The sequence below is a fragment of the Geodermatophilus sp. SYSU D00703 genome (genome assembly GCF_054050155.1).
Map to the genome: position 1 here is coordinate 1 of NZ_JBJGYU010000038.1, position 23,977 is coordinate 23,977.

The 23,977-nt window shown below is 76.2% G+C and carries 23 protein-coding genes, 3 pseudogenes and 1 riboswitch; of the genes and pseudogenes, 7 read left to right on the forward strand and 19 right to left on the reverse strand.

Features of this window, described 5'->3' with window-relative positions:
• The 7 genes and pseudogenes from ACI782_RS22700 to ACI782_RS22730 form a co-directional block, all read right to left on the reverse strand.
• A pseudogene (locus tag ACI782_RS22700) lies at positions 1-696 on the reverse strand (hypothetical protein); the annotation flags it as partial.
• Between the two features lie 252 nt (positions 697-948).
• Entirely contained in the window at positions 949-1,206 is a 258-nt protein-coding gene (locus tag ACI782_RS22705) for a hypothetical protein (protein ID WP_456912373.1), read from the reverse strand.
• 278 nt (positions 1,207-1,484) lie between these two features.
• The gene (locus ACI782_RS22710) at positions 1,485-2,513 is read right to left on the reverse strand and encodes an ATP-dependent 6-phosphofructokinase (protein WP_456912374.1); all 1,029 of its coding nucleotides are present in this window, start codon (positions 2,511-2,513) and stop codon (positions 1,485-1,487) included.
• Between the two features lie 46 nt (positions 2,514-2,559).
• Positions 2,560-2,985: an FAD:protein FMN transferase gene (locus ACI782_RS22715; RefSeq protein WP_456912375.1), complete on the reverse strand. Its 426-nt coding sequence runs from the start codon at positions 2,983-2,985 to the stop codon at positions 2,560-2,562.
• A gap of 16 nt (positions 2,986-3,001) precedes the next feature.
• Positions 3,002-3,490: pseudogene (locus ACI782_RS22720) on the reverse strand (ferric reductase-like transmembrane domain-containing protein); the annotation flags it as partial.
• Positions 3,487-3,957: a hypothetical protein gene (locus ACI782_RS22725; RefSeq protein WP_456912376.1), complete on the reverse strand. Its 471-nt coding sequence runs from the start codon at positions 3,955-3,957 to the stop codon at positions 3,487-3,489. The gene ACI782_RS22725 and the pseudogene ACI782_RS22720, both read right to left, overlap by 4 nt.
• A gap of 94 nt (positions 3,958-4,051) precedes the next feature.
• The gene (locus ACI782_RS22730) at positions 4,052-4,576 is read right to left on the reverse strand and encodes a gamma carbonic anhydrase family protein (protein ID WP_456912377.1); all 525 of its coding nucleotides are present in this window, start codon (positions 4,574-4,576) and stop codon (positions 4,052-4,054) included.
• Positions 4,577-4,699: 123 nt separating this feature from the next.
• On the opposite strand from ACI782_RS22730, the gene ACI782_RS22735 reads away from it, so the two are divergent.
• Positions 4,700-4,948, forward strand: coding sequence for a hypothetical protein (locus tag ACI782_RS22735; protein ID WP_456912378.1), 249 nt, complete (start codon positions 4,700-4,702; stop codon positions 4,946-4,948).
• A gap of 16 nt (positions 4,949-4,964) precedes the next feature.
• Here ACI782_RS22735 and ACI782_RS22740 read toward each other — a convergent pair whose 3' ends face one another.
• Positions 4,965-5,309 (reverse strand): STAS domain-containing protein, encoded by a 345-nt coding sequence (locus tag ACI782_RS22740; protein ID WP_456912379.1) that lies wholly within the window; start codon positions 5,307-5,309, stop codon positions 4,965-4,967.
• Between the two features lie 147 nt (positions 5,310-5,456).
• Here ACI782_RS22740 and ACI782_RS22745 point away from each other — a divergent pair, with 147 nt between their 5' ends.
• On the forward strand, positions 5,457-7,052 hold the full coding sequence (locus ACI782_RS22745; protein WP_456912380.1) for an acyl-CoA synthetase: 1,596 nt from the start codon (positions 5,457-5,459) through the stop codon (positions 7,050-7,052).
• A 26-nt stretch (positions 7,053-7,078) separates the two neighbouring features.
• On the forward strand, positions 7,079-8,290 hold the full coding sequence (locus ACI782_RS22750; RefSeq protein WP_456912381.1) for an MFS transporter: 1,212 nt from the start codon (positions 7,079-7,081) through the stop codon (positions 8,288-8,290).
• On the opposite strand, the gene ACI782_RS22755 is transcribed toward ACI782_RS22750, so the two are convergent.
• A complete protein-coding gene (locus tag ACI782_RS22755) occupies positions 8,266-8,808 on the reverse strand; it encodes an Lrp/AsnC family transcriptional regulator (RefSeq protein ID WP_456912382.1) in 543 nt (180 codons plus the stop codon). The genes ACI782_RS22750 and ACI782_RS22755 overlap by 25 nt on opposite strands.
• 136 nt (positions 8,809-8,944) lie before the next feature.
• On the opposite strand from ACI782_RS22755, the gene hppD reads away from it, so the two are divergent.
• Complete coding sequence (gene hppD / locus ACI782_RS22760) at positions 8,945-10,150, forward strand: 4-hydroxyphenylpyruvate dioxygenase (protein WP_456912383.1); 1,206 nt, start codon at positions 8,945-8,947, stop codon at positions 10,148-10,150.
• Positions 10,151-10,269: 119 nt separating this feature from the next.
• On the opposite strand, the gene ACI782_RS22765 is transcribed toward hppD, so the two are convergent.
• From ACI782_RS22765 to ACI782_RS22780, 4 genes are all read right to left on the reverse strand, one after another.
• Positions 10,270-11,922 carry a thiamine pyrophosphate-binding protein gene (locus tag ACI782_RS22765; RefSeq protein ID WP_456912384.1) on the reverse strand — a complete coding sequence of 551 codons (1,653 nt, stop codon included), beginning with the start codon at positions 11,920-11,922 and terminating at the stop codon, positions 10,270-10,272.
• The gene (locus tag ACI782_RS22770) at positions 11,919-12,695 is read right to left on the reverse strand and encodes a cyclase family protein (RefSeq protein ID WP_456912385.1); all 777 of its coding nucleotides are present in this window, start codon (positions 12,693-12,695) and stop codon (positions 11,919-11,921) included. The genes ACI782_RS22765 and ACI782_RS22770 overlap by 4 nt, the downstream gene beginning before the upstream one ends.
• Before the next feature lie 59 nt (positions 12,696-12,754).
• The gene (locus ACI782_RS22775) at positions 12,755-14,437 is read right to left on the reverse strand and encodes a PP2C family protein-serine/threonine phosphatase (protein WP_456912386.1); all 1,683 of its coding nucleotides are present in this window, start codon (positions 14,435-14,437) and stop codon (positions 12,755-12,757) included.
• Positions 14,438-14,543: 106 nt separating this feature from the next.
• On the reverse strand, positions 14,544-14,849 hold the full coding sequence (locus ACI782_RS22780) for a DUF1905 domain-containing protein (RefSeq protein ID WP_456912387.1): 306 nt from the start codon (positions 14,847-14,849) through the stop codon (positions 14,544-14,546).
• Positions 14,850-14,956: 107 nt separating this feature from the next.
• Here ACI782_RS22780 and ACI782_RS22785 point away from each other — a divergent pair, with 107 nt between their 5' ends.
• Entirely contained in the window at positions 14,957-16,609 is a 1,653-nt protein-coding gene (locus ACI782_RS22785; RefSeq protein ID WP_456912388.1) for a Na+/H+ antiporter, read from the forward strand.
• Positions 16,610-16,686: 77 nt separating this feature from the next.
• On the opposite strand, the gene ACI782_RS22790 is transcribed toward ACI782_RS22785, so the two are convergent.
• The 6 genes from ACI782_RS22790 to ACI782_RS22815 all read right to left on the reverse strand — a co-directional run bounded on the left by ACI782_RS22790 (position 16,687) and on the right by ACI782_RS22815 (position 22,057).
• Entirely contained in the window at positions 16,687-17,541 is an 855-nt protein-coding gene (locus ACI782_RS22790; protein WP_456912389.1) for an SDR family oxidoreductase, read from the reverse strand.
• Between the two features lie 104 nt (positions 17,542-17,645).
• Complete coding sequence (gene chrA, locus ACI782_RS22795) at positions 17,646-19,019, reverse strand: chromate efflux transporter (RefSeq protein WP_456912390.1); 1,374 nt, start codon at positions 19,017-19,019, stop codon at positions 17,646-17,648.
• Between the two features lie 16 nt (positions 19,020-19,035).
• Positions 19,036-19,467 (reverse strand): chromate resistance protein ChrB domain-containing protein, encoded by a 432-nt coding sequence (locus tag ACI782_RS22800; protein ID WP_456912391.1) that lies wholly within the window; start codon positions 19,465-19,467, stop codon positions 19,036-19,038.
• The gene (locus tag ACI782_RS22805; protein WP_456912392.1) at positions 19,464-19,940 is read right to left on the reverse strand and encodes a Chromate resistance protein ChrB; all 477 of its coding nucleotides are present in this window, start codon (positions 19,938-19,940) and stop codon (positions 19,464-19,466) included. The genes ACI782_RS22800 and ACI782_RS22805 overlap by 4 nt, the downstream gene beginning before the upstream one ends.
• Before the next feature lie 39 nt (positions 19,941-19,979).
• The gene (locus tag ACI782_RS22810; RefSeq protein ID WP_456912393.1) at positions 19,980-21,941 is read right to left on the reverse strand and encodes an FAD/NAD(P)-binding protein; all 1,962 of its coding nucleotides are present in this window, start codon (positions 21,939-21,941) and stop codon (positions 19,980-19,982) included.
• 38 nt (positions 21,942-21,979) lie between these two features.
• On the reverse strand, positions 21,980-22,057 hold the full coding sequence (locus ACI782_RS22815) for a putative leader peptide (RefSeq protein WP_456912420.1): 78 nt from the start codon (positions 22,055-22,057) through the stop codon (positions 21,980-21,982).
• A gap of 90 nt (positions 22,058-22,147) precedes the next feature.
• Positions 22,148-22,259: riboswitch (SAM riboswitch) on the forward strand.
• A gap of 253 nt (positions 22,260-22,512) precedes the next feature.
• On the opposite strand from ACI782_RS22815, the gene ACI782_RS22820 reads away from it, so the two are divergent.
• Together ACI782_RS22820 and ACI782_RS22825 are read left to right on the forward strand one after the other, a co-directional pair.
• Positions 22,513-23,640: an LLM class flavin-dependent oxidoreductase gene (locus ACI782_RS22820; RefSeq protein ID WP_456912394.1), complete on the forward strand. Its 1,128-nt coding sequence runs from the start codon at positions 22,513-22,515 to the stop codon at positions 23,638-23,640.
• Positions 23,637-23,903 (forward strand): annotated as a pseudogene (locus tag ACI782_RS22825) (LLM class flavin-dependent oxidoreductase); the annotation flags it as partial. The gene ACI782_RS22820 and the pseudogene ACI782_RS22825, both read left to right, overlap by 4 nt.
• Positions 23,904-23,977 lie beyond the last annotated feature (74 nt).

The following is a 23,977-nucleotide window of genomic DNA, read 5'->3' on the forward strand; positions in this document are numbered from 1 at the left end:
GGCGGGGCCGGCCGCCCAGGCGGTCTCCTCGGCGGTGTCGGCCCGCTCCGCGGTGCGCGCCCGCCGCCGCGCGGACCCCAGCGCCAGGGTGGCGGCGTGCACCGCGGCGGCGGCGTCCTCGACGGCGTGGTCGGCCGCAGCCCACCAGCCGTGCGGGGGTGGCTGGTTGCGGTCGGCCGGCGGATCGGGATCGGCCAGCCCGGCCCGGTCGACATCGACATCGAGGTCTGGATCGCCATCGAGGTCGTGGTCGAGGAAGGCGTCGGGGTCCCGGCCAACGCCGAGGTCGAGGTCGGAATCGGCCGCGGCGTCGCGGTCCGGATCGGCCTCGACTCCGATGGGCGACCGGCCGTCGGGCGCGGGCGGGTCCGGACGCCCGGGGTCCGGAGGCCGCTCGGGCTCGCCGTGGAGTTCCCGGGCGAGCACCCGGCGTTCCATCTCGGCCCACCAGCGCGCCAGCTCCTCCCGCTCGATCTCCCACGGCCGGTCCTCGCCCCCGGCGGCGGGATGGGAGCCGGTCAGCCCGCGCAGCAGCTGCCGGACCAGCTCGGCGGGCACCACCTGCCCGTCGACCTCGCCGGGAGCGTCCCCGCCCAGCAGCGTGGCGACCGAGGCCACCACGGTCAGCAGCACCTGCACCGGCGGCAGCTCCGACTCACCCGGGCGCAGCACCAGGTCGAGCAGGCAGTCGACCATCCTCTGCCCGCGGGCCGCGGCTGGCCGGGCTCGGCGCCGAGGGCGTCGGCGCACGCCGCCAGCGCCCGGTGCAGCGCCTGGGCCTCGGGCAGCGTGCACACCACAGGTGCCCGGCGTGCAGCACGCCGGCCTCGAGGGCGGCCAGCACCCGGGGCAGCCGGTGCACCGGCGTCAGCGACCGCTCCAGCTCGGCCTCGGCCCTCGGCGCGCTCAGGTTCAGCGCGATCGCCAGCTCCGGAGCCGCCCACTCGCTCACCGCCCGCAGCAGCTCCGGCCCGCCGCCCACCGCGCGGCGGACATCGCGCCGGGCTCGCCCTGGGCCCGGTCGGCCGAGGCCGGCCGGGTCGCGGCGAACGCCGCCACCGCCCGCGCCCGCGCCGCGGTCTGCCGGGCGATCTCCCGATCCGCGGCCTGCACCGCCCCCAGCGGACCGGCCGCCCAGCCCACCGCCGGAGCCGAGACGGACACAGCCGCGGGCTCCGCCAGCCCGGTCCCCGCGTCGCCCGTCATGTGTTCGATCATACGTTCGAAACACCCGGCCCCGGGAAGGGCTGTGGACGGCAAAAGACCAGCTCGAGGGCAGGATCATCGGCCGCTGAGGTGCTGGGGCAGGCCGGAGGGGTCGGGCGGGAGGACTCGGGCCGGGGGGCGGAGTGGGAGGCCGCGCCGGGCGCCCCAGTAGACACGCGCGGGCCTCGCGGCGGACCGACAGGGTCGCCGGTCGACCGCCGATGGCCCACGCGCGACGAAGGCTCCGCGGACGTGCCCGTGGAGCGGCCGCCGAGGCGTCAGCCGGTGAAGGCGCCGGTCTCGGCCAGCCGGGAGGGCGTCACCGTCTTCAGCCTCGCCACGGCGTCGGCCAGCGGGACCAGCTCGATCTCGGTGCCGCGCAGCGCGACCATCCGACCGTGCCGCCCCTCGTGCGCGGCGATCGTCGCGTGCAGGCCGAAGCGCGTGGCCAGCACGCGGTCGAACGACGTCGGGGTGCCGCCGCGCTGCACGTGGCCGAGCACGGTCGTGCGCACCTCCTTGCCGGTGCGCTGCTCGAGCTCGTCGCCGAGCTGCTGGGCCACGCCGGTGAACCGCCTGTGGCCGTACTCGTCCACGCCGCCGTCCCGGACGAGCATCGTGCCCGCGATCGGTTGCGCCCCCTCGGCGACGACCCCGATGACGTGCGTGTCGCCGCGGGCGAACCGGTCCTCGACGATCTTGGCCACCTCGGCGACGTCGAAGGGCTCCTCGGGGACCAGCGTCACGTGCGCGCCGGAGGCCAGGCCCGCGTGCAGCGCGATCCAGCCGGCGTGCCGCCCCATGACCTCGACGAGCAGCACCCGCTGGTGGGACTCCGCGGTGGTGTGCAGCCGGTCGATGAGGTCGGTGGCGATGCTGACCGCGGTGTCGAACCCGAAGGTCAGGTCGGTGCAGTCGATGTCGTTGTCGATCGTCTTCGGGATGCCGACGACGGGGACGCCGGCCTGCGACAGCAGGTGGGCGGCGGTGAGCGTCCCCTCGCCGCCGATCGGGATGAGCACGTCGATCCCGTGCGCGGCCAGCACGGCCTTCATCTGCGGCAGTCCGGAGTGCAGCTTCTCCGGCGCGACCCGCGCCGAGCCCAGCGTCGTCCCGCCGCGGGTGAGCAGGCCGTCGACGGCGGCGACGTCCAACGGCGTCGTCCGGTCCTCGAGCAGGCCGCGCCAGCCGTCGCGGAAGCCGACCACCTCGCTGTCGTAGTGGGCCGTCGCCGTGCGGACGACGGAGCGGATGACGGCGTTCAGGCCGGGGCAGTCGCCCCCACCGGTCAGGATCCCGATGCGCACCGGCTGGCTCCTCGTGGTCGTGGGCCGGGTCGCCGCCGACGATACGTCATGACGACATGACGACACGCCGACGCGGCGTCACATCGGTGTGACAAGTAGGAGTCGTGCTGCCGTCGGCCCACACCACCAGCCCCGTGCGCCCCGGCCGCGCGCCCAGCCAGCGGGCGGCGTCCGCGTCCCGGGCGTAGGCGGCGGTGGCGTCGACGTCGGCATCGGTCAGCCTGGCCGCGACGACGGTCACGCTCGCCACGCCCTCCGGGGGCCGCCCGGTGCGGGCGTCCACGAGGTGCGCTCCCCGGTGGGCGGTGCCGGAGGTGGCCACGGCGCCGGTCCGCACCGGGACCACGGCCAGCACCCGGCGGGGGTCGCGCGGGTCCTCGATGCCGGTCCGCCACGGCGGCGCGTCCGGGTCGGCGGTGCGGCAGAGCAGGTCGCCGCCGGCGGAGAGGCAGACGTCGGTCTCCGGCAGCACGCAGCCGCCGGCGCGCGGCCCGCACGCTGGTGACGACCACCATGACCAGGCACGCGGTGCCCGCCACGGCCAGCAGCACCCCGGGGTACTCGATCGTGAGCTCCCGGAGCGTCGCGGGCGTCCGGCCCAGCTCCCCGGCGGCGTAGCCCCAGGTGATGAGCACCAGGTGGGCCAGCAGCAGCGCGAAGGAGGTGAAGCCGACGGTGCGGTGGGAGCGGGCGAGCCGGTCCCGGCCGAACGCGCGCTCCAGCACCGGCACCCGGGCCATCAGCAGCACCTGGGCCAGCAGGAGCAGCGAGGAGACCAGGCCGGCGAGCCGGCCGAGCGAGGTCAGCCCGCTCTCCCACCCGGCCAGGTCGGACACGCCGCCCCCGGCCGCCCACCAGGAGGCGACCAGCAGCACGCCCAGCCAGAGCAGGACGGCCGCCCCGAAGCGGACGACGGCGTCGGTCCGGGCGCGGGTTGCGGACAGCGCCGGCGCGACCGGCACCCGGACCGCGCTCACGCCGGATCGCCGTCGGTGGTGGTCCCGGTCCCGTCGTCGGACGTCGTGCCGTCCTGGTCCCCGCCGGACCCGGGCGGGACGCCGAAGCCGCCGCCCGGCGGGAACCCGCGGGCGCGGCCCGAGGAGTCGTCCTGCCCCGGGACCGCGCTCTCGGTGACCGCGCTGTCGGCGCCGCCGTCCCCGGCGGTCGCGGCCCCGACGGCGAAGCCGCCCAGTCCCCCGGCGAGCACGAGGCCGGTGGCGGCCACGGCGACCAGCAGTCCGCGGCGGCCGGCACGGCGGCGAGCGGCGGGGGCCGGGAGGCCCGGCGTTGCCGGCGGCTGCGGGACCTCAGCGGTCGACGCCGAGGCCGGCGCGTCGGGCGGCGTCGCGGTCGGTGGCGGCGTCGGCGGCTCGCCCTGCCCGGCGGGCGGGGTGGCGGCCGGCTCCCAGCGGGAACCGCTGTGGGCGGGGTCGGGGTGGGTCACGGTCTCCTCCGGTGTCGCGGTGTGCGACCACGGTGACCGGCTCCCCTGTCCGAGCCCGTGCGGTCCCTGTGCGTTCGCTGGACCGCGCGGCCGGTCAGCCGACCTCGGTGACCCCCGCGGCGTGCCGGCGGGCGAGCTCCCGGTAGATCTCCGGGTTGCCGTCGACCCAGCGCGCGGCGCCGCCCGACAGCGGTCCCCGCACGCGGGCCGGCACACCGATGGCCACCACCTCGTCGGGGACCTCCGCTCCCGGCGGCACCAGGCTGTGTGCGCCGACGAGTGCCCGGCGACCGATCCGCGCGCCGTCCTGGACGGTGGCGCCGTTGCCGATCAGCGCCTCGGCCCCGATCACGGCGCCGTGGACCACGCACACGTGGCCGACCGTGGCGCCGGGGCCGACCTCGGTCTCCGGATCGCTGCCCCCGTGGAGCACCGAGTTGTCCTGCACGTTGGCGCCGGCCCGGATCACGATGCGGCCGAAGTCGGCGCGCAGCACGACGCCGTACCAGACCGACGCCCCGGCCTCGACGACGACGTCGCCGACCAGCGTCGCGGTCGGTGCCACCCACGCCTCCGGGTGCACCTGCGGGCTGCGGCCTTCGAAGGAGAACAGCGGCACGCGGGGCAGCCTAGGCCGGGTCGTCGTGCGCCGCTGACCAGGCCCATTGCGATCCGATGACGGTCCGGGACACACCCCGCCGGCTGCGTCCCGGCCCCTGCGCGGGAGGGCAGGGTCGGTGGGGTGACGTCGTCGGTGTGGGTCCAGTCCGTGCACGACCTCCACTGCCCCCGCTGCGGGTCGCGGCTGGTGCAGCAGGCCGGCCGGTACGACCTGCCGCACCGGCCGATCCCCGTCTACGTCGGCGAGGTCGAGACCCTCACCTGCCGCTCCGGGCACGCGCTGCCGGACCGCAGGGCCCTCTACGCGTACCGGGACCGCCGCGGGCTGCCGTGGCAGACGCCGGTCCACGAGGTCACCCCGCCGCACTGACGACCGGGGCGCCCGGTCAGGGGCCGCGGGGCTCGTCGAGCACGAACATCGGCGTCAGCCCGGTCAGCTCCAGCACCTGGCGGAAGCGCGGCGAGGCGCGGCGGAGGACCGCCGGCCGGCCCGCCCCGGCCGCCTCCCGGGCCCAGCGCACCAGCATCGCCAGGCCGGTGGAGTCGATGTAGCCGAGTCGGGCGACGGAGACCGCCACGACCTCCCCGACGGCGAGCCCGCCCGCATCCATCTGCGAGACCAGGGGCGCGTCGACGTCCCCGCACAGGTGCAGCACCGGGCCGCCGGCCTCGTGCACCACCTCGAAGGAGCCGCTCGGCGGCTCGTGACCGTCCCCCCGCAGAGGTCCCACACCGCACACTGTGGCGTCCCGCCGATGCTCGGACAAGGGGCGTGAGAGGAGCGGTTCCGGAAGTGGTGGACCGCACAGCGGGCGTCGTCGGCGAGGGGTCCGGCAGGGCAAGCTGAGGGTCCCGCCCCCTGTCCAGAAAGGCCCGCCATGGAGCCGCTCGCCCCGGCCGCCGCCGTCGCCCGCGCCCGCCAGCACGCCGTCGGCGACCTGCTGCACCGCACCGCCCGCCGGTACCCGGACAAGCTCGCCGTCGTCGCCGGTGACCTGCGGGTCACCTACGCCGAGTTCGACGCGGCGGTCAACCGCACCGCGCACGCCCTCGCCGACCGCGGGCTGGCGAAGGGCGACCGGCTGGCGCTGCTGTCGCACAACTGCTGGCAGTTCGCGGTGCTGACCTTCGCCACCGCGAAGCTCGGCGTGGTGCTGGTGCCGGTCAACTTCATGCTCGGCCCCGAGGAGATCGGCTTCATCCTCGGCCACTCCGGAGCCCGCGGGATCGTGGCCGAGGACGCGCTGGCGCCCACCGCGGAGAAGGCGCTGGCCGCTGCGGACGTCCCGGGCGGCGTGCGCGGCTGGATCGGCCTGTCCGGCGCCGCGCCGGCCCCCGGCTGGGAGGACGTCGACGCCTGGTGGCGCTCCGGGGACGACAGCCCGCCCGACGTCGCGGTCGACGACGACGACCCGCTGCGGCTGATGTACACCTCGGGCACCGAGTCCCGGCCCAAGGGCGTGGTGCTCTCGAGCCGGTCGCTGGTCTCCCAGTACGTCTCCTGCGCCATCGACGGCGGGATGGACGCCGACGACGTCGAGGCGCACTCGCTGCCGATGTACCACTGCGCGCAGCTGGACTGCTTCTTCTCCGTCGACGTCTACCTCGGCGCGACCAGCGTCATCCTCCCCGGGCCGGACCCCGCGGCGCTGCTGGCGACGATCGCCCGCGAGCGGGTCACCAAGCTGTTCTGCCCGCCCACGGTGTGGATCTCGCTGCTGCGGCACCCGGACTTCGACACCACCGACCTGTCCAGCCTGCGCAAGGGCTACTACGGCGCCTCGCCCATGCCGGTCGAGGTGCTGCGCGAGCTGCAGCGCCGGCTGCCCGACGTCGCGCTGTGGAACTTCTACGGCCAGACCGAGATGAGCCCGCTGGCCACCATCCTCCGGCCGCACGAGCAGCTCGAGCGCGCCGGCTCGGCCGGTCGCGCGGCGCTCAACGTCGAGACCCGGCTGGTCGACGACGACGGCGCCCCGGTGCCGCCCGGGCAGGTCGGCGAGATCGTGCACCGCAGCCCGCACGCCGCCCTCGGCTACTACAACGACGAGGAGAAGACCGCCGAGGCCTTCCGGGAGGGGTGGTTCCACTCGGGCGACCTCGGCGTCATGACCGAGGACGGCTACCTGGCCGTCGTCGACCGCAAGAAGGACATGATCAAGACCGGCGGCGAGAACGTGGCCAGCCGGGAGGTCGAGGAGGCCGTCTACGCCGTCGAGGGCGTCGCCGAGGTCGCGGTGTTCGGCGTCAGCCACCCCTACTGGGTGGAGGCGGTCACCGCCGTGGTCGTGCCGAAGCCCGGCGCCACCGTGACCGCCGAGCAGGTCCGAGCCCACTGCCAGGAACGGCTGGCCGGCTACAAGCGCCCCAAGTACGTCGTCCTGGCCGACTCCCTGCCGAAGAACCCCAGCGGCAAGATCCTCAAGCGCGAGCTGCGCGAGCGGCACGCCGGGCTGGCGGCCGAGGAGGGGTGACCGGGCCCGTGCGAGCATGACCGCTCGTGCGGTGGCGGGGGAACGGGGAGCTGCCCCGCGAGGTCGGGGTGCTGTCGGTGGTGGCCTTCGTGGTCGCCCTCGGGTTCGGGATCGTCGCCCCGGCCATCCCGCTGTTCGCCCGGTCCTTCGGCGTGGGCACCACCGCGGTCGGACTGGCGGTCAGCGCCTTCGCGTTCTTCCGGTTCGTCTCCGCCTTCGCCGGCGGCACGCTGGTCGAGCGGCTGGGCGAGCGCGCCGTCCTCACCATCGGGCTGCTCACGGTGGCCGTGACCACCGGGCTGGCCGGGCTCGCGGAGTCCTTCCCGGTCTTCCTGGCACTGCGGGCCGCCGGCGGCATCGGCAGCGCGATGTTCACCGTGGCCGCGTTGTCGCTGCTCCTGCGGGTGTCGCCGCCGTCCTCCCGGGGCCGGGCCGCGGCGACCTACCAGGGCGGCTTCATCCTCGGCGGGATCGCCGGGCCCGCGGTCGGGGGCCTGCTGGCCGAGCTCTCCCCGCGCCTGCCGTTCCTGCTGTACGCGGGGTTCCTCGTGGTGGCCGGCGGGGTCGGCGTGCTGTTCCTCCGGTCCGGCCCGGTCCCCGTCCAGGCCCCGACCCCGGGGGGCCCGGACCTCGCGGCCACCCCCCTGCCGCTGCGCGTCGCGTTCCGGTCGCGGGTCTACGTCGCGGCCCTGCTGGCCAACCTCGGCGTCGGCTGGGTGCTCTTCGGCGTGCGCAACTCGCTGGTCCCCCTGTACGTGGTCGAGGAACTGGACCGCACGGTCGCCTGGGCCGGGGCCGGCCTGCTGGCCGGTTCCCTGGCCCAGGCGCTGGGGCTGCTGCGTTCCGGCCGGCTGGCCGACACGTGGGGACGGCGCCCGTCGCTGCTGCTGGGGACGTCGCTGGGCACCGCGTCGATGGCGCTGCTGGTGCTGCCGCCGGCGACCGGGGCGTTCCTGCTGTCGATGGCGGTGTTCGGGCTGGCCGCCTCCCTGCTGGCCAGCGTTCCCGCGGCGCTGGTCGGCGACGTCAGCCCGGCGCGGGGCGGCCGCGTGGTCGCGGTGTTCCAGATGTCGGCCGACCTGGGCGGGATCGTCGGCCCGCTGGCTGCCGGGTGGCTCACCGACGTCGCCTCGTACCAGGTGGCCTTCGCCGTCACCACCGCCGTCCTGGGGCTCGGCCTGCTCGGGGCGCTGGCCCTGCCGCGGACGGCGGCTCAGGGCGCGGTCGTCGCGCGGTAGCCGGGCGCGCGGCCGGCGGGGCGCGGGGTCCCGGCCGTCAGCAGCGGCAGCACGCGCCGCGGCACCAGCTCCGACAGGGCGACGACGCTGGTCGAGCGCACCACCGACGGCGAGCGGCCCAGCCGCACCAGGGTCTCCTGCAGCGCACCGTGCGACTCGGCGGCGACCCGGCACAGCACGTCGCCGGAGCCGGTGGTGGCGTGCGCCTCCAGGACGCCGGGTATGGCCCGCAGGTCGGCGGTCACCTCCTCCAGCGCGCCCTGGGCGATCTCCAGCGTCACGAACGCCTGCACGCCGTAGCCCGCGGCGGCCACGTCGACGTCCGGGCCGTAGCCGGTGACCACCCCGGACTCCTCCAGCCGGCGCAGCCGCGCCTGCACCGTCGCCCGCGCCACCCCCAGCCGGCGCGAGAGCTCCAGGACCCCCGCGCGGGGCTGCTCGGTGAGCGCGGTGAGCACCGCCAGGTCGAGTGCGTCGAGCTGCTGCGCCACCGCCACCTCCGCTGTGACCTCGAGCACCTGTGCAGACCGGACAGCTCGGTGCCCGATCCGGTCGCCCGACTGGCCAGACGGACCAGTCGCTGCGAGACATCTTGCCCACCCCAGGGGCGGAGAGGTGAGCTGGATGCGCCATCGGAGCACACGGGAGGGCGCCATGAGCCTCGAGCACACGCTGACCGACGACGAGAAGCTCGCGAGCCTCACCCTGGAGGAGCTGCGCCAGCTGGTCGGGCTGGTCGAGCACGACCCGGCGGCCGACCCGTTCCCGGTCAGCGGCTGGGACGCGCTCGTCTGGGTCGTCGGCAACGCCACCCAGACCGCGCACTTCTTCCAGTCCGCGTTCGGCATGGAACTCGTGGCCTACTCCGGGCCGGAGACCGGCAACCGCGACGCGCGCAGCTACGTGCTCACCTCCGGCGCCGCGCGGTTCGTCGTCCAGGGGGCCTACGACCCGGCCAGCCCGCTGGCCGACCACCACCGCCGGCACGGCGACGGCATCGTCGACATCGCCCTCGCCGTCCCCGACGTCGACCGGTGCACCGCGCACGCCGCCGCCCAGGGCGCCACCGTGCTGGAGCAGCCGCACGACGTGACCGACGAGCACGGCACGGTCCGGCTGGCCGCGATCGCCACGTACGGCGACACCCGGCACACCTTGGTCGACCGCTCCCGGTACTCCGGCCCGTACCTGCCCGGCCACGTCGCCCGGACGTCGTCGTTCGTCAGGCGGCCGGGCGCCCCGAAGCGGCTGTTCCAGGCGATCGACCACGTCGTGGGCAACGTGGAGCTCGGCGCCATGGACCGCTGGGTCGACTTCTACAACCGGGTCATGGGCTTCACCAACATGGCCGAGTTCATCGGCGAGGACATCGCCACCGACTACTCGGCGCTGATGAGCAAGGTCGTCGCCAACGGCAACCACCGGGTGAAGTTCCCGCTCAACGAGCCCGCCCCCGGGAAGAAGCGCTCGCAGATCGACGAGTACCTGGAGTACTACGGCGGCCCCGGGGCCCAGCACGTGGCCCTGGCGACCAACGACATCCTCGCTACGGTCGACGCCATGGTCGCCGAGGGCGTGGAGTTCCTCGCGACCCCCGACTCCTACTACGAGGACCCGGAGCTGCGCGCCCGGATCGGCGAGGTGCGGGTGCCGGTCGAGGAGCTGCAGCGGCGCGGGATCTTGGTCGACCGGGACGAGGACGGCTACCTGCTGCAGATCTTCACAAAGCCCACCGGCGACCGGCCCACGGTCTTCTTCGAGCTGATCGAGCGGCACGGCTCGCTGGGCTTCGGCAAGGGCAACTTCAAGGCACTGTTCGAGGCGATCGAGCGCGAGCAGGCCCGCCGCGGCAACTTCTGACCCGCCCCCGACCGGCCTTTGTGGCCACGAAGGCCGGTCGGGGGCCGCGTCGTCCGGGCCCCGTCCGGCCTCGCTCCGCTCCTCGGTCGCTGGCGCTCCCTGCGATGCCCACCAGGCCGTCAGTGGCCGCGGAACGCCTCCTCGAGCCACCACGACGGCTCGTCGGCCACCACCTTGGCGTCGAGGAACAGCGGCGCGGACCGCGGCCCCGCCACCCACTCGGCCACCGCGGCGAGGTCCTCGACGGCGCGCACGGTGACCGCCTCGAAGCCGTGGCCGCGCGCGATGGCGGCCAGGTCGGCGTCGGGGAACCGCACCGTGTCCAGCGGGTGCCCCTCGGGCCCGAAGTGGTGCACCTCGGCGCCGTACGCCGCGTCGTCGTAGACCACGACCACCATGGGCAGCCCCAGCCGGACGACGGTCTCCAGCTCTGCGGCCCCCATCAGCGCGCCGCCGTCGCCCAGCGCGGCCACCGGCAGCCGGTCGGGGCGGGCCAGCGCCGCGCCGATCGCCGTCGCCAGCCCCAGGCCGACGGACTGGAAGGCCTGGGTGAAGCAGAAGCCGAACTCGTCGGGGACGTCGAGGAACATGCTCGGGTAGCCCATGAAGTTGCCCGAGTCGACGGCGACCACGCGCTCGGCCGGCAGCAGGTCGTCGAGGGCGATCGTGAGGGTCCGCGGGTCGATCCGGCCCGGCCGCTCGACCGGCGTGAACGGGATGTCCCGCCAGCGCACCCGCTCGGCGATCGCCGCCCGCACCGCGGGCGTGCGGCAGCCGGTCGCCGCGCCCCCGCCCCCGAGGCCGGCGGCCACGGCCTCCGCCGTCCGGCGCACGTCGCCGGCCACGCCGAAGGTGAGGTCCCGGTGGACGCCGAGCGCCGCCGGGTCGTCGTCGACCTGGACCACGACGGCGTCGTCGGCGATGAGCCGGCCGTGCCGCGTCGTCCACATGTTGAGCGCGCAGCCCCAGCCGACGACCAGGTCGGCGCCGCCGATCAGCTCGGCGGCCAGCGGGGAGGCGAAGCCGCCCGAGACGTCCAGCGACCACGGGTCCCCGCGGAAGAGCCCCTTGGCGACGGCGGAGGTGGCCAGCAGCGCCCCGGACCGCTCGGCCAGGGCCGCCAGCGCCGCCCGGCAGCCGGCGCCGCGCGCGCCGCGGCCGGCCACGAACACCGGCCGGCGGGCGTGCTCGAGCGCGTGCACCAGCCGCTCGACGTGCTCCGGGGTCACGCCCGGCTCCGGCGCGGGCGGCAGCGGCGGCGGCCCGGCCGGCACCGGCAGGACGCCGACCTGCACGTCCAGCGGCAGGTTGAGCAGCACCGTCCGCCGGCCGTGCACCGCGGTGCCGACGGCGGCGGCGACCTGGTCGAGCGCGTCGCCGGCCGAGGTGACCCGCATCGGCACCGCGCCCACCGCCGTGGCCAGCGCGGCCTGGTCGACGGCGAAGTTCGACCGCGGCGAGGTCGCCTCGGCAGCCAGGACCACCAGCGGCGTCCGGCTCTTGGCCGCCTCGGTGACGCCGGTCAGCGCGTTGGTGAGCCCGCAACCCTGGTGGACGCTGAGCGCCGCCGGGCGGCCGGTCATCCGGGCGTACGCGTCGGCCATCGTCGCCGCGCCGCCCTCGTGCCGGGCGGCGACGAACCGCGCGCCCGCCGCGACCATCGCGTTGGTGACGGCGAAGTTGCCCGAGCCCACGACACCGAAGACGGCGTCCACCCCGCAGCCGACGAGCGCGGCGCCGACCGCCTCGGCGACGGTCGCGCGGGCGGTCACCGACGCTCGACCAGCGCGACGACCCGGGCCGGCGAGCCCGAGCCGGACACGATCGGCAGCGGCGCCGCCACGAGCACCGCGCCCGTGGGCGGCAGCGCGGCCAGGTTCTGCAGCTGGGTCAGCCCGTACTTGCCGCTGCCCATGAGGGCCGCGTGGCACGGGAACGGCGGGTCGAAGGAGTGCGCGGCGCCGGCGTCGGTGCCGACCGTCTCCACGCCGACGCCGATGACCGGCGCCTCCTCGGCGAGCCACCGGGCGCAGGCCGGCGAGATGCCCGGCGTGTGCGCCCCGGTGTCGTCGGCGTTGAGGAACTCCTCCTGGGAGCCGCTGCGGACGTCCCAGCCGGTGCGGTAGAGCAGCCAGCCGCCCTCGGGCAGCGGCCCGTGCTCGGCCTCCCACGCGCGGACGTGGTCGACCTCGAGCAGGAAGTCGGGGTCGGCGGCGGACTCGGCGGAGAAGTCCAGGACGGCGGCCGGGCCGATCAGCCGGCGCGCCGGCACCGAGGCGACGTCCTCGCCGTCCTTCCCGGTCACCCAGTGGTTGGGCGCGTCGAAGTGCGTCCCGGTGTGCTCCCCGCTGCGGAAGTTGTTCCAGTACCACGCCGGGCCGCGGTCGTCGTACCGGGACAGTTCCTCGAGCTCGAACCGCGCCGTCTGGGCGAACTCCGGCGGCAGCGCGATCACCGGCGTCTCGGCCGACAGCGGGGCGGTGAGGTCGACGACCTCGATGCTCCCGTCGGCCAGGGCGGCGGCGAAGGCGGGCAGGATCGACATGGCGGTTCCTCCGGCGGGGTTGTCGGCGCTGGTCGCGCCGAGCATGCCGCACGCGCAGGTCAGGCCGGTGCGGTGCCGTCCTGCGCTCCGCAGCGGACCGCCACGATCGCGACGTCGTCGTCGGGACGGTGCCCGACGATCCGCGCGAGCAGCGCGTCGCACAGCGCGTCCACGGTCGTCGTCCCCACGTCCTCGACGACGGCGACCAGCCGGTCGGTGCCCTCGTCGATGGAGGTGCGGCCCTGCTCGACCAGCCCGTCGGAGTAGAAGAGCAGGGTGTCGCCCGGGCGGGCCTCGGCGACCGAGTCGGTGCGCAGCCGGTGCGACTCCGCACCCAGCAGCGTCTGGGGGGCGGAGTCGAGCACGCGCACGGTGCCGTCGGCGCACAACAGCAGCGGCGGCAGGTGCCCGGCCGAGGACCAGCGGAGCGTGCGCCGCCCCTCCCGCGCCTGCTCCGGCGACTGCTCGATGCGGGCGATGAGCGCCGTCGCCAGCGTGCCGATGCGCAGCCCGGTGAGGACGCCGTCGACGCGGGTGAGGATGCGCGCCGGCTCCTCCTGCCGGTCGTAGGCGATGCCGCGCAGGATGCTGCGGATCTGGCCCATCGCGGCCGCGGCGTCGACGTTGTGGCCGACGACGTCCCCGATGACCAGCAGCGTCGCGCCGTCGGGCTGCTGGAAGGCGTCGTACCAGTCGCCGCCGACGTGCATCGTGCTCGACGCCGGCAGGTAGCGGACGGCGATCGCCAGGCCGTCCGGCTGCGGCGGCGGCGTGAGCAGGCTGCGCTGCAGGGTCTCGGCCACCTTCAGCTGCCGGCCGTAGAGCCGCGCGTTGTCGATGGCCAGCGAGGCGCGGCGGGCCACCTCGACCGCGGTGGCGATCTCCATCTCGCCGTGCGGCGGCCGGCCGGAGCCGTTGACCAGGCCGAGCACGCCGAAGGTCTCCGCGCGGGCGCGCAGCGGCACGATCGTGAGCGACCGGGCGTCCAGCCGCTCCCACGCCTCGCGGACCTCGTCGTTCGGCAGGGTGGGCGCCACGAGTGCCGCGTCGATCGAGGTCAGCTGGATCGGCTCGCCGGTGAGCAGCGCGGCGGTCATCGGGTTCTCCTCGCCCTCGGCCTGCACCCGCCCGCGCATGTAGACGTCGAGGTCGTCGCGCCGGGCGGGATCCCGGTGCGCCCAGCGCTCCTCGGGCACGCCGCCGTCGTCCACCAGGACGGTCACCACCGCCCAGTCGCACAGCCGCCGGACGACGAGGTCGGCCAGCGCGCCGATCGACTCGCCCGTGTCGAGGGTGCTGATCATCGCCTCGCTGACCTCGGCGAGGAAACGGAGCCGGTCGTCCTCGGCCGCGGCGGCCGCGGCGTCGTCCGTGCCCGCCTCCGGCAGCCCCTCCGGCAGCGGGCCGGTGCTCTCCCGCAGGGAGACGTGCAGGTGCTCGCCGACGCGGACTGCGGTCGCGTCGAGCCAGCGGCCCGCCGGCGGGTAGAAGCCCCGCCACGTCACCCGCTCCCCCACGCTGCGGGCGTGCAGCAGGAAGCTGTGGAAGATCGTCCCGGCGAGCTCGGGCAGGGCGATCCAGATATTGCGGTCGACCAGCTCCTCGCGGCGGCGGCCGAGCAGGTCGGCGGTGGCGTCGTCGACCGACACCAGGGTCCAGTCGGCGTCGAAGACCGCCAGCGCCCGGGACCGGTGCCCCCCGGTCCCGGCGACGCGCGCCGCGCCCCCGACCGCATCGCTCACAACGTCCCCATCACCTCGGCCGGCGAACACCCCTGTGCGTGACGGAGGCACAGTACGCCAGCGCGCGGGGACGTGCCGGGGCCCCGCGTCGGCCGCCCGGGGAGGGTCAGCCGAGGCGCTCCTCGAGGTGCACGGTGACCGGGTCCCCGACCTCCTTGCCGATCGCCGTCCGGACCTCGGCGGTCACCGGCAGCTTGTGCGTGCCGTCGCCGAGGGCCATGAACGAGCTGCGGAAGGGGTGGCCGTCGACGGTGCCGCGGACCTTCACCAGACCCCGGGTGCCGAAGAACTCCGCGGAGCCGGGCATCTGCACGTAGGTCCAGCCGCCCTGGGAGGGGCTGCGCACCAGCGGCGCGGTGAACTCGACGTCCAGCGGGCCGGGCCCGCTCCAGGTGGGGGTGTTCCTGCTCATGGTCGCCGTCCTCTCCTGTCGCTCACCGGCTTGGACGGCGGACGGCGGCCGAACTCATCGCGGGACCCCCGCGTGCCCGCCCGCCGGCTGCCCGGAAGACTGCGGAGGTGCACGCGGAGACGATGGTGGTGCTGGTGCTGGCCGCGGTGGCGGTGATCGTGGCGGTCCGCTGGCTCGCCGACCGGACGGGGTTGCCGGCCGCCGCGCTGCTGACGCTGGCCGGCATCGCCTACGCCTACCTGCCGGGCCCGAACGTCACGCTCGACCCCGAGCTCGTGCTCACCCTGGTGCTGCCGCCGCTGCTCTACAGCGCGGCGCTGGACTCCTCGCTCATGGCGATCCGCCGCAACCTGCGCACCGTGGTCAGCCTGTCGGTGCTGCTCGTGCTGGTCACCGCGGCCGGGATCGGGGTCGGCTTCGCGCTGTTCGTCACCGGGGCGACGCTGGCGGCCGGCATGGCCCTGGGTGCCGCCGTCGCGCCCCCGGACCCGGTGGCCGCGCTCGCCGTCGGCCGCAAGGTGGGGCTGCCGCCGCGGCTGATCACCCTGGTCCAGGGCGAGGGGCTGCTCAACGACGCGACGGCCCTGACCCTGCTGAGCGTCGCCGTCGCCGCCGCGGTGGGCGACGGTTTCTCCACGCCCGCGGCCCTGGGCCAGTTCGTGGTCTCCGCCGCCGGGGGCGTCGCGGCCGGGGTGGCGGTGGCCTACGGCGTGCGGCCGCTGCGGCGGATCCGGCGCGACCCGCTGGCGTCCAACGCCATCTCGCTGGCCACGCCGTTCGTCGCCTACCTGCTGGCCGAGAGCGTGCACGTCTCCGGCGTCCTGGCCGTGGTGGTGGCCGGCCTGGTCATCGGCCACCACAACCCCAGCTGGGCGTCGGGCCCCTCCCGGCTGCAGACCGAGGCGGTGTGGCGGCTGGTCGACTTCCTGTTGGAGGGCGTGGTCTTCCTGCTCATCGGCCAGCAGCTGCCCGCCGTCATGGCGGGCCTGGACCAGTACGACACGGGCACGATCGTCACCGCGTCCCTGATCACCGTGGGCGTGGTCCTGCTCGTCCGCCCGCTGTGGCTCTGGCTCACCGAGCACCTGCCGCAGTCCCTGCACACCCGGCTGGGCGGCGAGGACGTCGCCGGGGACGACGGCGACCCGGCCACCACCCGCACCCGGCTGTCCGGGCGGGAGATCGTCGTCCTGAGCTGGGCCGGGACGCGCGGGGTGATCAGCCTGGCGGCGATCTTCACCCTGCCGCTGACCACCGACTCCGGCGCGCCCTTCCCGGACCGGGAACTGCTGCAGTTCTGCGCCTTCCTCGCCGTCCTGGTCACGCTCGTCGGCCAGGGGCTGACCTTCGCGCCGCTGGTGCGGGCGCTGGGGCTGCGGGCGGACGAGGCCGACCAGGCGCGGCTGCGCAACGAGGCGCGGGCCGCGTCGGTGGACGCCGGGCTGCGGCGGCTCGACGAGCTCGCCGCCGAGCAGCACGACCACGTGGACGACGAGGCGATCGAGAGCATCCGCACCCAGCTGCAGGCACGGCTGGACCGCTACCGGCGGCGGCTGGACGTGCTGCAGGGCGCCGAGGGCGGCGAGGTCCCGCTGTCGCCGGAGTACGAGGCGGCGCTGAGGGTGCGCCGGGCGGTCCTCGCCGCGCAGCGGGAGGAGCTGCTGCACTGGCGGGACGTCGGCCGGCTGCCCGACGAGGGCCTGCGCCGGCTCGAGCGGGAGCTCGACCACGAGGAGGGCCGCCTGCCCGCCCGCCGCTGACCTCCTGATGGCCGAAGTGGCCACAAAGGCCGGCTCCGAGCGGGCCTTTGTGGCCACTTCGGCTGGACGGGGTCCTCTCAGGCGAAGGGGCGCAGGCCCTCGACCAGCGAGGTGGTGGGCCGGCCGGCCAGCCGGGAGAGGTCCCCGGGGGTCGCGGCCAGGGCGCCGGCCCTGATGCCGCCGTCGAGCGCGACGACGAAGCCCGCCGTCCCCGCGTCGAGACCGGCGGCCTCCAGCGCCGCCTGGTGCTCCGTGGGCGAGAGCCGCTGGTAGGTGACCTCGCGGCCGAGCAGCTCGCCGTAGGCGGCGGCCAGGTCGTCGAAGCTCCACGCGACGTCCCCGGAGAGCTCGTAGACCGCGTTCTCGTGGCCCCCGGTGCTCAGCACGGCGGCGGTCGCGGCGGCGTAGTCGGCACGGGTGGCGCTGGCGACCCGGCCGTCGCCCGTGCTGCCGGCGACGACGCCGGTCGTCTTGGCCTGCGTGAGCCCCTGCGCGTAGTTCTCGGTGTACCAGCCGTTGCGCAGCAGCGTGAACGGCAGCCCGCTGTCGCGGACCATGCGCTCGGTGGCCTGGTGGTCGGGCGCCAGCACCAGCGGGGTGTCGTCGGCGCCCAGGATGCTGGTGTAGGCGATGCGGGCCACGCCGGCGCGCACCGCCGCGTCCACGACGGCCCGGTGCTGCGCCACGCGGGCGCTGGGGACGGTGCCGGAGACCAGCAGCAGCACGTCGCCCGCGGAGAGGACGGCGTCGAGGGTCGCGGGGTCGTCGTAGTCGATCCGCGCGGTCCGCACGCCCCGGTCGGCCAGGCCGGCCAGCCGCGCGACGGCGCGGCCGCCGGCGACGACGTCGCCGGGAGCGACCCCGCGCGCGAGCAGCTCCTCGACGACCAGGCGGCCGAGGGAGCCGGTGGCACCGGTGACGACGACGGACATGCGGGACCTCCGGAGAGTCGGGACGGCGTACGGCGCGCGCCGTGCTCGTCCGGCCAACCCGGCCCGTGGCAGGCCTGTTCCCGCCCGGCGGGAGACCCGTCCGCTCAGGCGATCGGCAGCCCGGCCAGCCCGGCGGCCAGGCCCAGACCGGCGCAGACGCCGAGGGTGCGCAGCACCGACCACCGGAACCGGAACAGCAGCACGGCGGCCAGGAGCGCGATGACCAGCGGCACCGGGCGCAGCGTGGCCGGGTCGGGCAGCTCGAGGGAGAGGACGCCCCGGTCGACCTCGACGGTCTCCGAGAAGAGCGTGTGGACGGCGAAGTAGACGCCCAGGTTCGCGATGACCCCGACCACCGCCGCGGTGATGCCGGTGAGCGCCGCCGACAGCGACCGGTTGCCGCGCAGCCGCTCCATGTAGGGGGCGCCGAGCAGGACGAACAGGAAGCTCGGCACGAAGGTCACCCAGGTGACCAGGAGCGAGGCCAGGACGGCGGCGACCCACGGGTCGAGCTCCCCGGGCGCCCGGTACGCCCCGAGGAAGGCGACGAACTGCACCACCATGATCAGCGGGCCCGGGGTCGTCTCGGCCAGCGCCAGCCCGCGGACCATCTCCCGGGGACCCAGCCAGCCGTAGACCTCCACCGCCTGCCGGGCCACGTACGCCAGCACCGCGTAGGCGCCGCCGAAGGTCACCACCGCTGCGCCGGAGAAGAACAGCCCCTGCTGGGTGAGGACGCTCCCCGCGCCGGTGAGCAGCGCGACCGCGGCCACCGGCACGCCCCACACCAGCAGCCCGACGACCAGCACCCGCAGCGTGCGTCGCCCGGTCGGCACCTCGTGGTGGAGGACGTCGTCGGAGATGACCGGCGGTGGGCCGGCGTCGGACCCCTCCGCCGTCTTCTTCTGCGGCAGCGCGGACGGCCGCCACCGCCCGAGCGCCCAGCCGGCGACCCCGGCCAGCGCGACCACGATGGGGAACGGCACGCCGAACAGCGCCAGCGCGAGGAACGCCACCACCGCGAGGACGACCAGGGCGCGGCTGTCGAGGGCGCGCTTGGCGACCCGGACGACCGCCTGCGCGACGATCGCCAGCACCGCGGCCGCCAGCCCGACGAACAGCGCCGTGATGGCGGTGGTCGTGCCGAAGGCCACGTAGACGGCGGAGAGGGCGAGCAGCGCGACGACCCCGGGCAGCACGAAGAAGCCGCCGGCGACCAGCCCGCCGCGCGTGCCGTGCAGCAGCCAGCCGACGTAGGTGGCCAGCTGCTGCGCCTCCGGGCCGGGCAGCAGGGTGCAGTAGTTCAGCGCGTGCAGGAACCGGCGTTGGCCGATCCACCGCTTGTCGTCGACCAGCGACCGCTGCATGACGGCGATCTGACCGGCCGGGCCGCCGAAGGTCTGCAGCGAGATGAGGAACCAGGCGCGGACCGCCGTCCGGAACGGGACGACCTCCTGGACGTGCGTCTCGGGGTGCATGTCGGTCCTCCGGGGGTCAGGCCGGCTCGCGGCCGAGCAGCAGGCGGCGGCGGTGGTACTCGTAGAGCCCGTCGAAGAGCGGGCCGGAGACGGCGAGGGTCTGCTCGTCGGTGCCGGTCATGGACAGGCCGCGCAGGAGGACGTCGAGGCCCGGCGCCTCGGGGGCGTCGAACCGCCCGTCGTCGAGGTCGGCCTCGTGGACGGCCTCGGCGATCCGCCAGAGCACCGGGTCGGTGAGCTCGTGGCGGCGCAGGATGGTCTCGAACGAGCAGTCGCCGCCGTGGTGGCCGAGGTCGACCCCGCGCACGTCGAACGGGGTGGCGTCGGCGGGCACCTCGGCGGGGTCGGCGACGAAGAGGAACTCGGCGGCCGGGTCCAGGAAGCGCCGGATCAGCCAGGCGCAGGCGGCACGGTCGATGTGCACCCCGGCCCGGGTCGCCCACCTCACGGCGCGACCGCCACGGTGCCGGCCGCCGCGAGCTCGCGGAGCGCGGCGGCGGCCACCTCGCGCTCGGGCGGGGGGAAGAAGTCGCGTCGCCCGATCGCGCGGAACTCCGAGCGGAGCCGGCGCAGCGCCCGGACGCGGTCGGTGGACCCCGCCGTCGCGGCGTCCCGGCACTCCGCGGCCAGCGCGCGGTACTCCTCGGCCCGCGCCTCCGCCATGCGGGTGGCCAGTTCCCGCTCCTGCGCGACGGTCGCCGGGCGGGCCACCCACAGCCCCGCGGTGCCGGCCGCCGCCAGCACGTCGTCGGCCAGCCACTCCAGCTGCTCCCGGGTGCGCGCGTCGGCCGGCAGCGCGACCAGCCCGTCGGCGAGCTGGGCCACGCCGAGCCGCCGCAGCCGCCGCCACAGGGTCGTCCGCGGGCCGGAGGGCTCGCGCGGCAGCCGGTAGGACAGCAGCACCCACTCACCGGGCGTCATGCGGCAATGCAACCATGGTTGCAGCGCGGCGTCGAGGGGTCAGCCGGTCGCGGCCAGGGAGGCGCCGATCAGGCGGCTCCGGCCGGTGGTCCCGACGAGGGCGGGAGCGGCGTCGGCGCTCAGCCGGCGCCACAGGTCGCGGGCCAGGGCGTCGTTCTGGCGGAAGAAGGGGGCGTTGGTCCGGGGCCGCGCGAAGGCGGCGACCTGCGCGCCGGCGGTCCAGAACCCGACGGCGGACACCCGCGGGTGCGGGGTGCCGTCGGCGGTGACCAGCCGGCCGGCGGGGTCGACGTCCAGCCGCCCGGTGCGCCGGGTGCGGCCCGCCGCGGGGTCGGCCAGCACCCGCTCGCGCCCCTCGCCGCGCCGCAGCAGGCCGGCCACCACCGCGTCGGGGGTGGCGGCGACGTCCGGCGAGGGCAGCCGGGCCTCGACCAGGGCCCGCGCCGCCACGACGCCGGGCACGCTCGACGAGCGGGCCCGGAAGACGCCGGCGTCCTCGTCGAGCACGACCTCGACGTCGGCGCCCAGGAAGTGCAGCAGGCCCGCCTCCGACAGGGCGAGCAGCTCCTCCAGGCGCGGGCCGGGCGGGCCGCTGGCCAGGTAGCTGAACAGGTTCATCCACCACCCGGACAGGTCCTCGGCCTCCGACCGGGGCGTCAGCCGCCCCGCGGCCACCAGGCCGGCGATGGTGCCGTGGCACTGCAGCAGGGCGGTGAAGACGGCGGCGTCGGTGCTGTGCCCCGGGTCCGCGGCCCGGCGCAGGTCCGCCCGCACGTGCCGCCGCACCGCCTCCTGCAGGGTCGCGGGGTCGGCGAACTGCCGCCCGGCCAGGGGGCGGTCCAGCGCGGCGAGGTCGAACCGGTCGACCAGGTCGGGGACCGCCCGGGCCACGAGCGCCCGCTCGGCGCGGGGGCCGGCCGTCGCGGCGAAGGCCTCGGCGAACTCCTCCCACGGCAGCGCCGTGCGCTCCGGGTGGGCGCGGAACAGCTCGGTGTAGTGCGCCCAGGCCAGCTCGCGCTCGATCAGCGGCGCGAGGTCGGTGCGCAGGTCCAGCCGCGTGGAGGGGCCGAAGGCGGCGTCGACGGCGGCCGGGGTGAAGAAGCGCAGCGGCACCGGCGGCCCGGCCCAGGGGTAGGCCAGCTTCGACCGGTACGGGACCCCGCGGCGCGACCCGACGTGCAGCACCGGCTCCCGCCCGGAGGGCAGGTAGTGCAACCGGCCGTCGTCGCCGCGCTCGAACCGCCCGCCGCGACCGCTGGTGAGCAGCACCGCCAGGTCGACGAAGGCCAGGCCGGCGCCGCGGACCAGCACGTCCTCCCCCGGTGCGAGGGCGGAGAGGTCGAGGTCGGCGGTGTAGCCGGTGGGCAGGTAGGTCAGTCCGTGCCGGGCGGCGACCGCCGCCGTCGCCTGCTCCGCCCGCGTCGGGTGCACGTCCAGGTGTCCCTGGGCGAGCAGGACGGCGTCGGCGGCGAGCACCGTGCCGTCGGCGAGCCGCACCCGCGCGCCGCGCGGGCCGTCGGTCACGTCGACCGCGCGGGTCGCGTGCAGGTGCACGTCGAGCCACGGCGCGGCGTCGGCCACCACCGACTCCAGGACCCAGCCGAGGTAGGCGTTGACCAGCGGCCGGGAGGGGAAGGACGCCGGGCCGAGCCGGCGTGCCTCGCGGCCGACCGGGTCCCCCTCGGGCCGGGCGCGGGCGACGTCGCGCAGCCACTCCCACAGCGTCGTCCCCTGACCCACCGGGCCGTCGACGACCACCGAGGGGTCGGGCAGCACGGTGACGTCGCCGACCAGGGAGTTCGCCCAGAGCAGCTCGGGTTGCTCGGCGCGCCACACGCGGCCACCGCCCGGGGGGAAGGGGTCGACGAGGTGGACCCGCAGCCGGGCGCCGGCCGACAGCTCGGGAGCGGAGGCGACCAGCCGCTCGAGGACGCCGATGGCGGTGGGGCCGGCGCCCACGACGACGAGGGTGGGCAGGCGGGCGGGATCGGACAGGGACATGCGGGGGCGCTCCAGGGGCGGGGTCGGGAGGGGGTCGGTCAGCCCTCCGGACACAGCGCGCTGCTGGTGCGGAGCAGGTCGACGTGCCGTCGCTGCGCCAGTTCCGCCCGGGTCACGTCGCCTCCTCCCGTCGTCCGATGCGCCCAATGTCTATCAAACCGATCGGGTTTGACGTGATTGTTGCCCGGTGTCTATGGTCCCGGCCAGGTCCTGAGAGCCAGCACCAAGCCCCGGCTCGCTGGCCGGCAACCCTCCGCTGCGACGGGGTGCCCCGGGTGACGACCTGGCGGACGCACGCCGCGTCCGCAAGTCCGCAGCCCTCCGGGGCTCCGACCGAGGAGCACCAGCCGTGAGCACGCCGACCAGGCCCGACGACGGAACCGTCCTCGTCGGTCGCCCGACGATCGACCTGCTGCGCACCGACAGCGCGCTCTGTCGCTGAGACATTCCCTCCCCCGACCGGCTCCGGCCGGTCCCCCGCGGCGCCGCCCGCTCCTGCCCACCGCCTCCGTGCGGTGCCGGTGGCCTGCCCGCGCACCCCCCACCCGCTCGTCCTCCTGGGAGCACCCGCATGTCCCGCACGCCCCTGCTCGGCGTCGAGCTGTCCGACGCCGGGGCGTCCCCGGCCGCCTGGCGGCTGCCCGCCGCCGACCCGGCCCGCCTGCTCGACCCGGCGCGCTGGGTCGAGCTGGTCGGCACCGCCGAGCGCGGCGGCCTCGACCTCGCCCTGTTCCCCGACGCCCTGGGCGTCCAGGACGCCGACGGCGGCGTGCGCGGCCGGCTCGACGCGCTGCTGACCGCCTGCCGGGTCGCCCCGCCCACGAGCGGCATCGGCCTGGTGCCGACGGTGACCAGCACCCACACCGAGCCGTTCCACGTCGGCAGGGCCGTGCAGACCCTCGACTGGGTCAGCCGCGGCCGGGCCGGCTGGGAGGTCGCGGTCAGCCGCACGCCCGTGGAGGCGGCGCTGTTCGGCCGCAGGGCCGCCGAGCCGGACGAGGAGCTGTGGGCCGAGGCGGACGACGTCGCCGAGGTGGTCGCCCGGCTCGCGGACAGCTGGGAGGACGACGCCGAGATCCGCGACGTCGCCACCGGCCGGTTCGTCGACCGCGACAAGATCCACGCCATCGACTTCCGGGGGCCCCGGTTCTCGGTGGTGGGCGCGTCCATCACCCCGCGCTCGCCGCAGGGGCGGCCCCCGGTCGTCGTCCGGGCCGACTCCCCCGCCGCCCTGCGGTTCGCCGCCCGGCGCGCCGACGTCGTCCGCGTCGCGGCTCCCGGGGTCTCGGCAGTCGCGGCCCTCGCCACCGAGGTCCGCGCCCTGGTCGCGGCGGCCGGCCGGGACCCGCGGCAGGTCGCCGTGCTGGCCGACGTCGTCGCGTGGCTCGGGCCGGACGCCGCCGACCGGCGGGACCGCCTCTCCGTCGTGTCGCCCTGGGACCCCGGGACCGTCGAGCACGTCGGCGACGCCGACGCCCTCGCCGACCTGATCGCGGTCTGGACGACGGCCGTCGACGGCGTCGTGGTGCGCCCCGCCGTGCTCCCGGTGGACCTCGACGCCCTCGTGGACGACGTCGTGCCGCTGCTGCGCGAGCGGGGACTGCGCCCGGCCGGGCCGCCGGGGCCGACCCTGCGGGACACCCTCGGCCTGGCCCGCCCGGCCGGCCGCTACGCGACCACCGCCGGAGGCGCCCGATGAGCCGCAAGCAGGTCCACCTCGGCGCGCACTTCCCCGGCGTCAACAAGACCACCGTCTGGGCCGACCCGCGCTCGGGCAGCCAGGTCGAGTTCGCCTCCTTCGAGCGGCTGGGCCTGGTCGGCACGATCAACACGACGTTCAACGAGCCCTACGAGCTGGCCCGCCAGTGGGCCACGCTCGACCTGCTCTCCGGCGGGCGGGCCGCGTGGAACCTGGTCACGAGCTCCGACGCGTTCCACGGCGCCAACTTCCGTCGCGGCGGCTTCCTCCCGCACGCCGAGCGGTACACCCGGGCTGCGGAGGTCGTGCAGGTCGCCCGGCAGCTGTGGGACTCCTG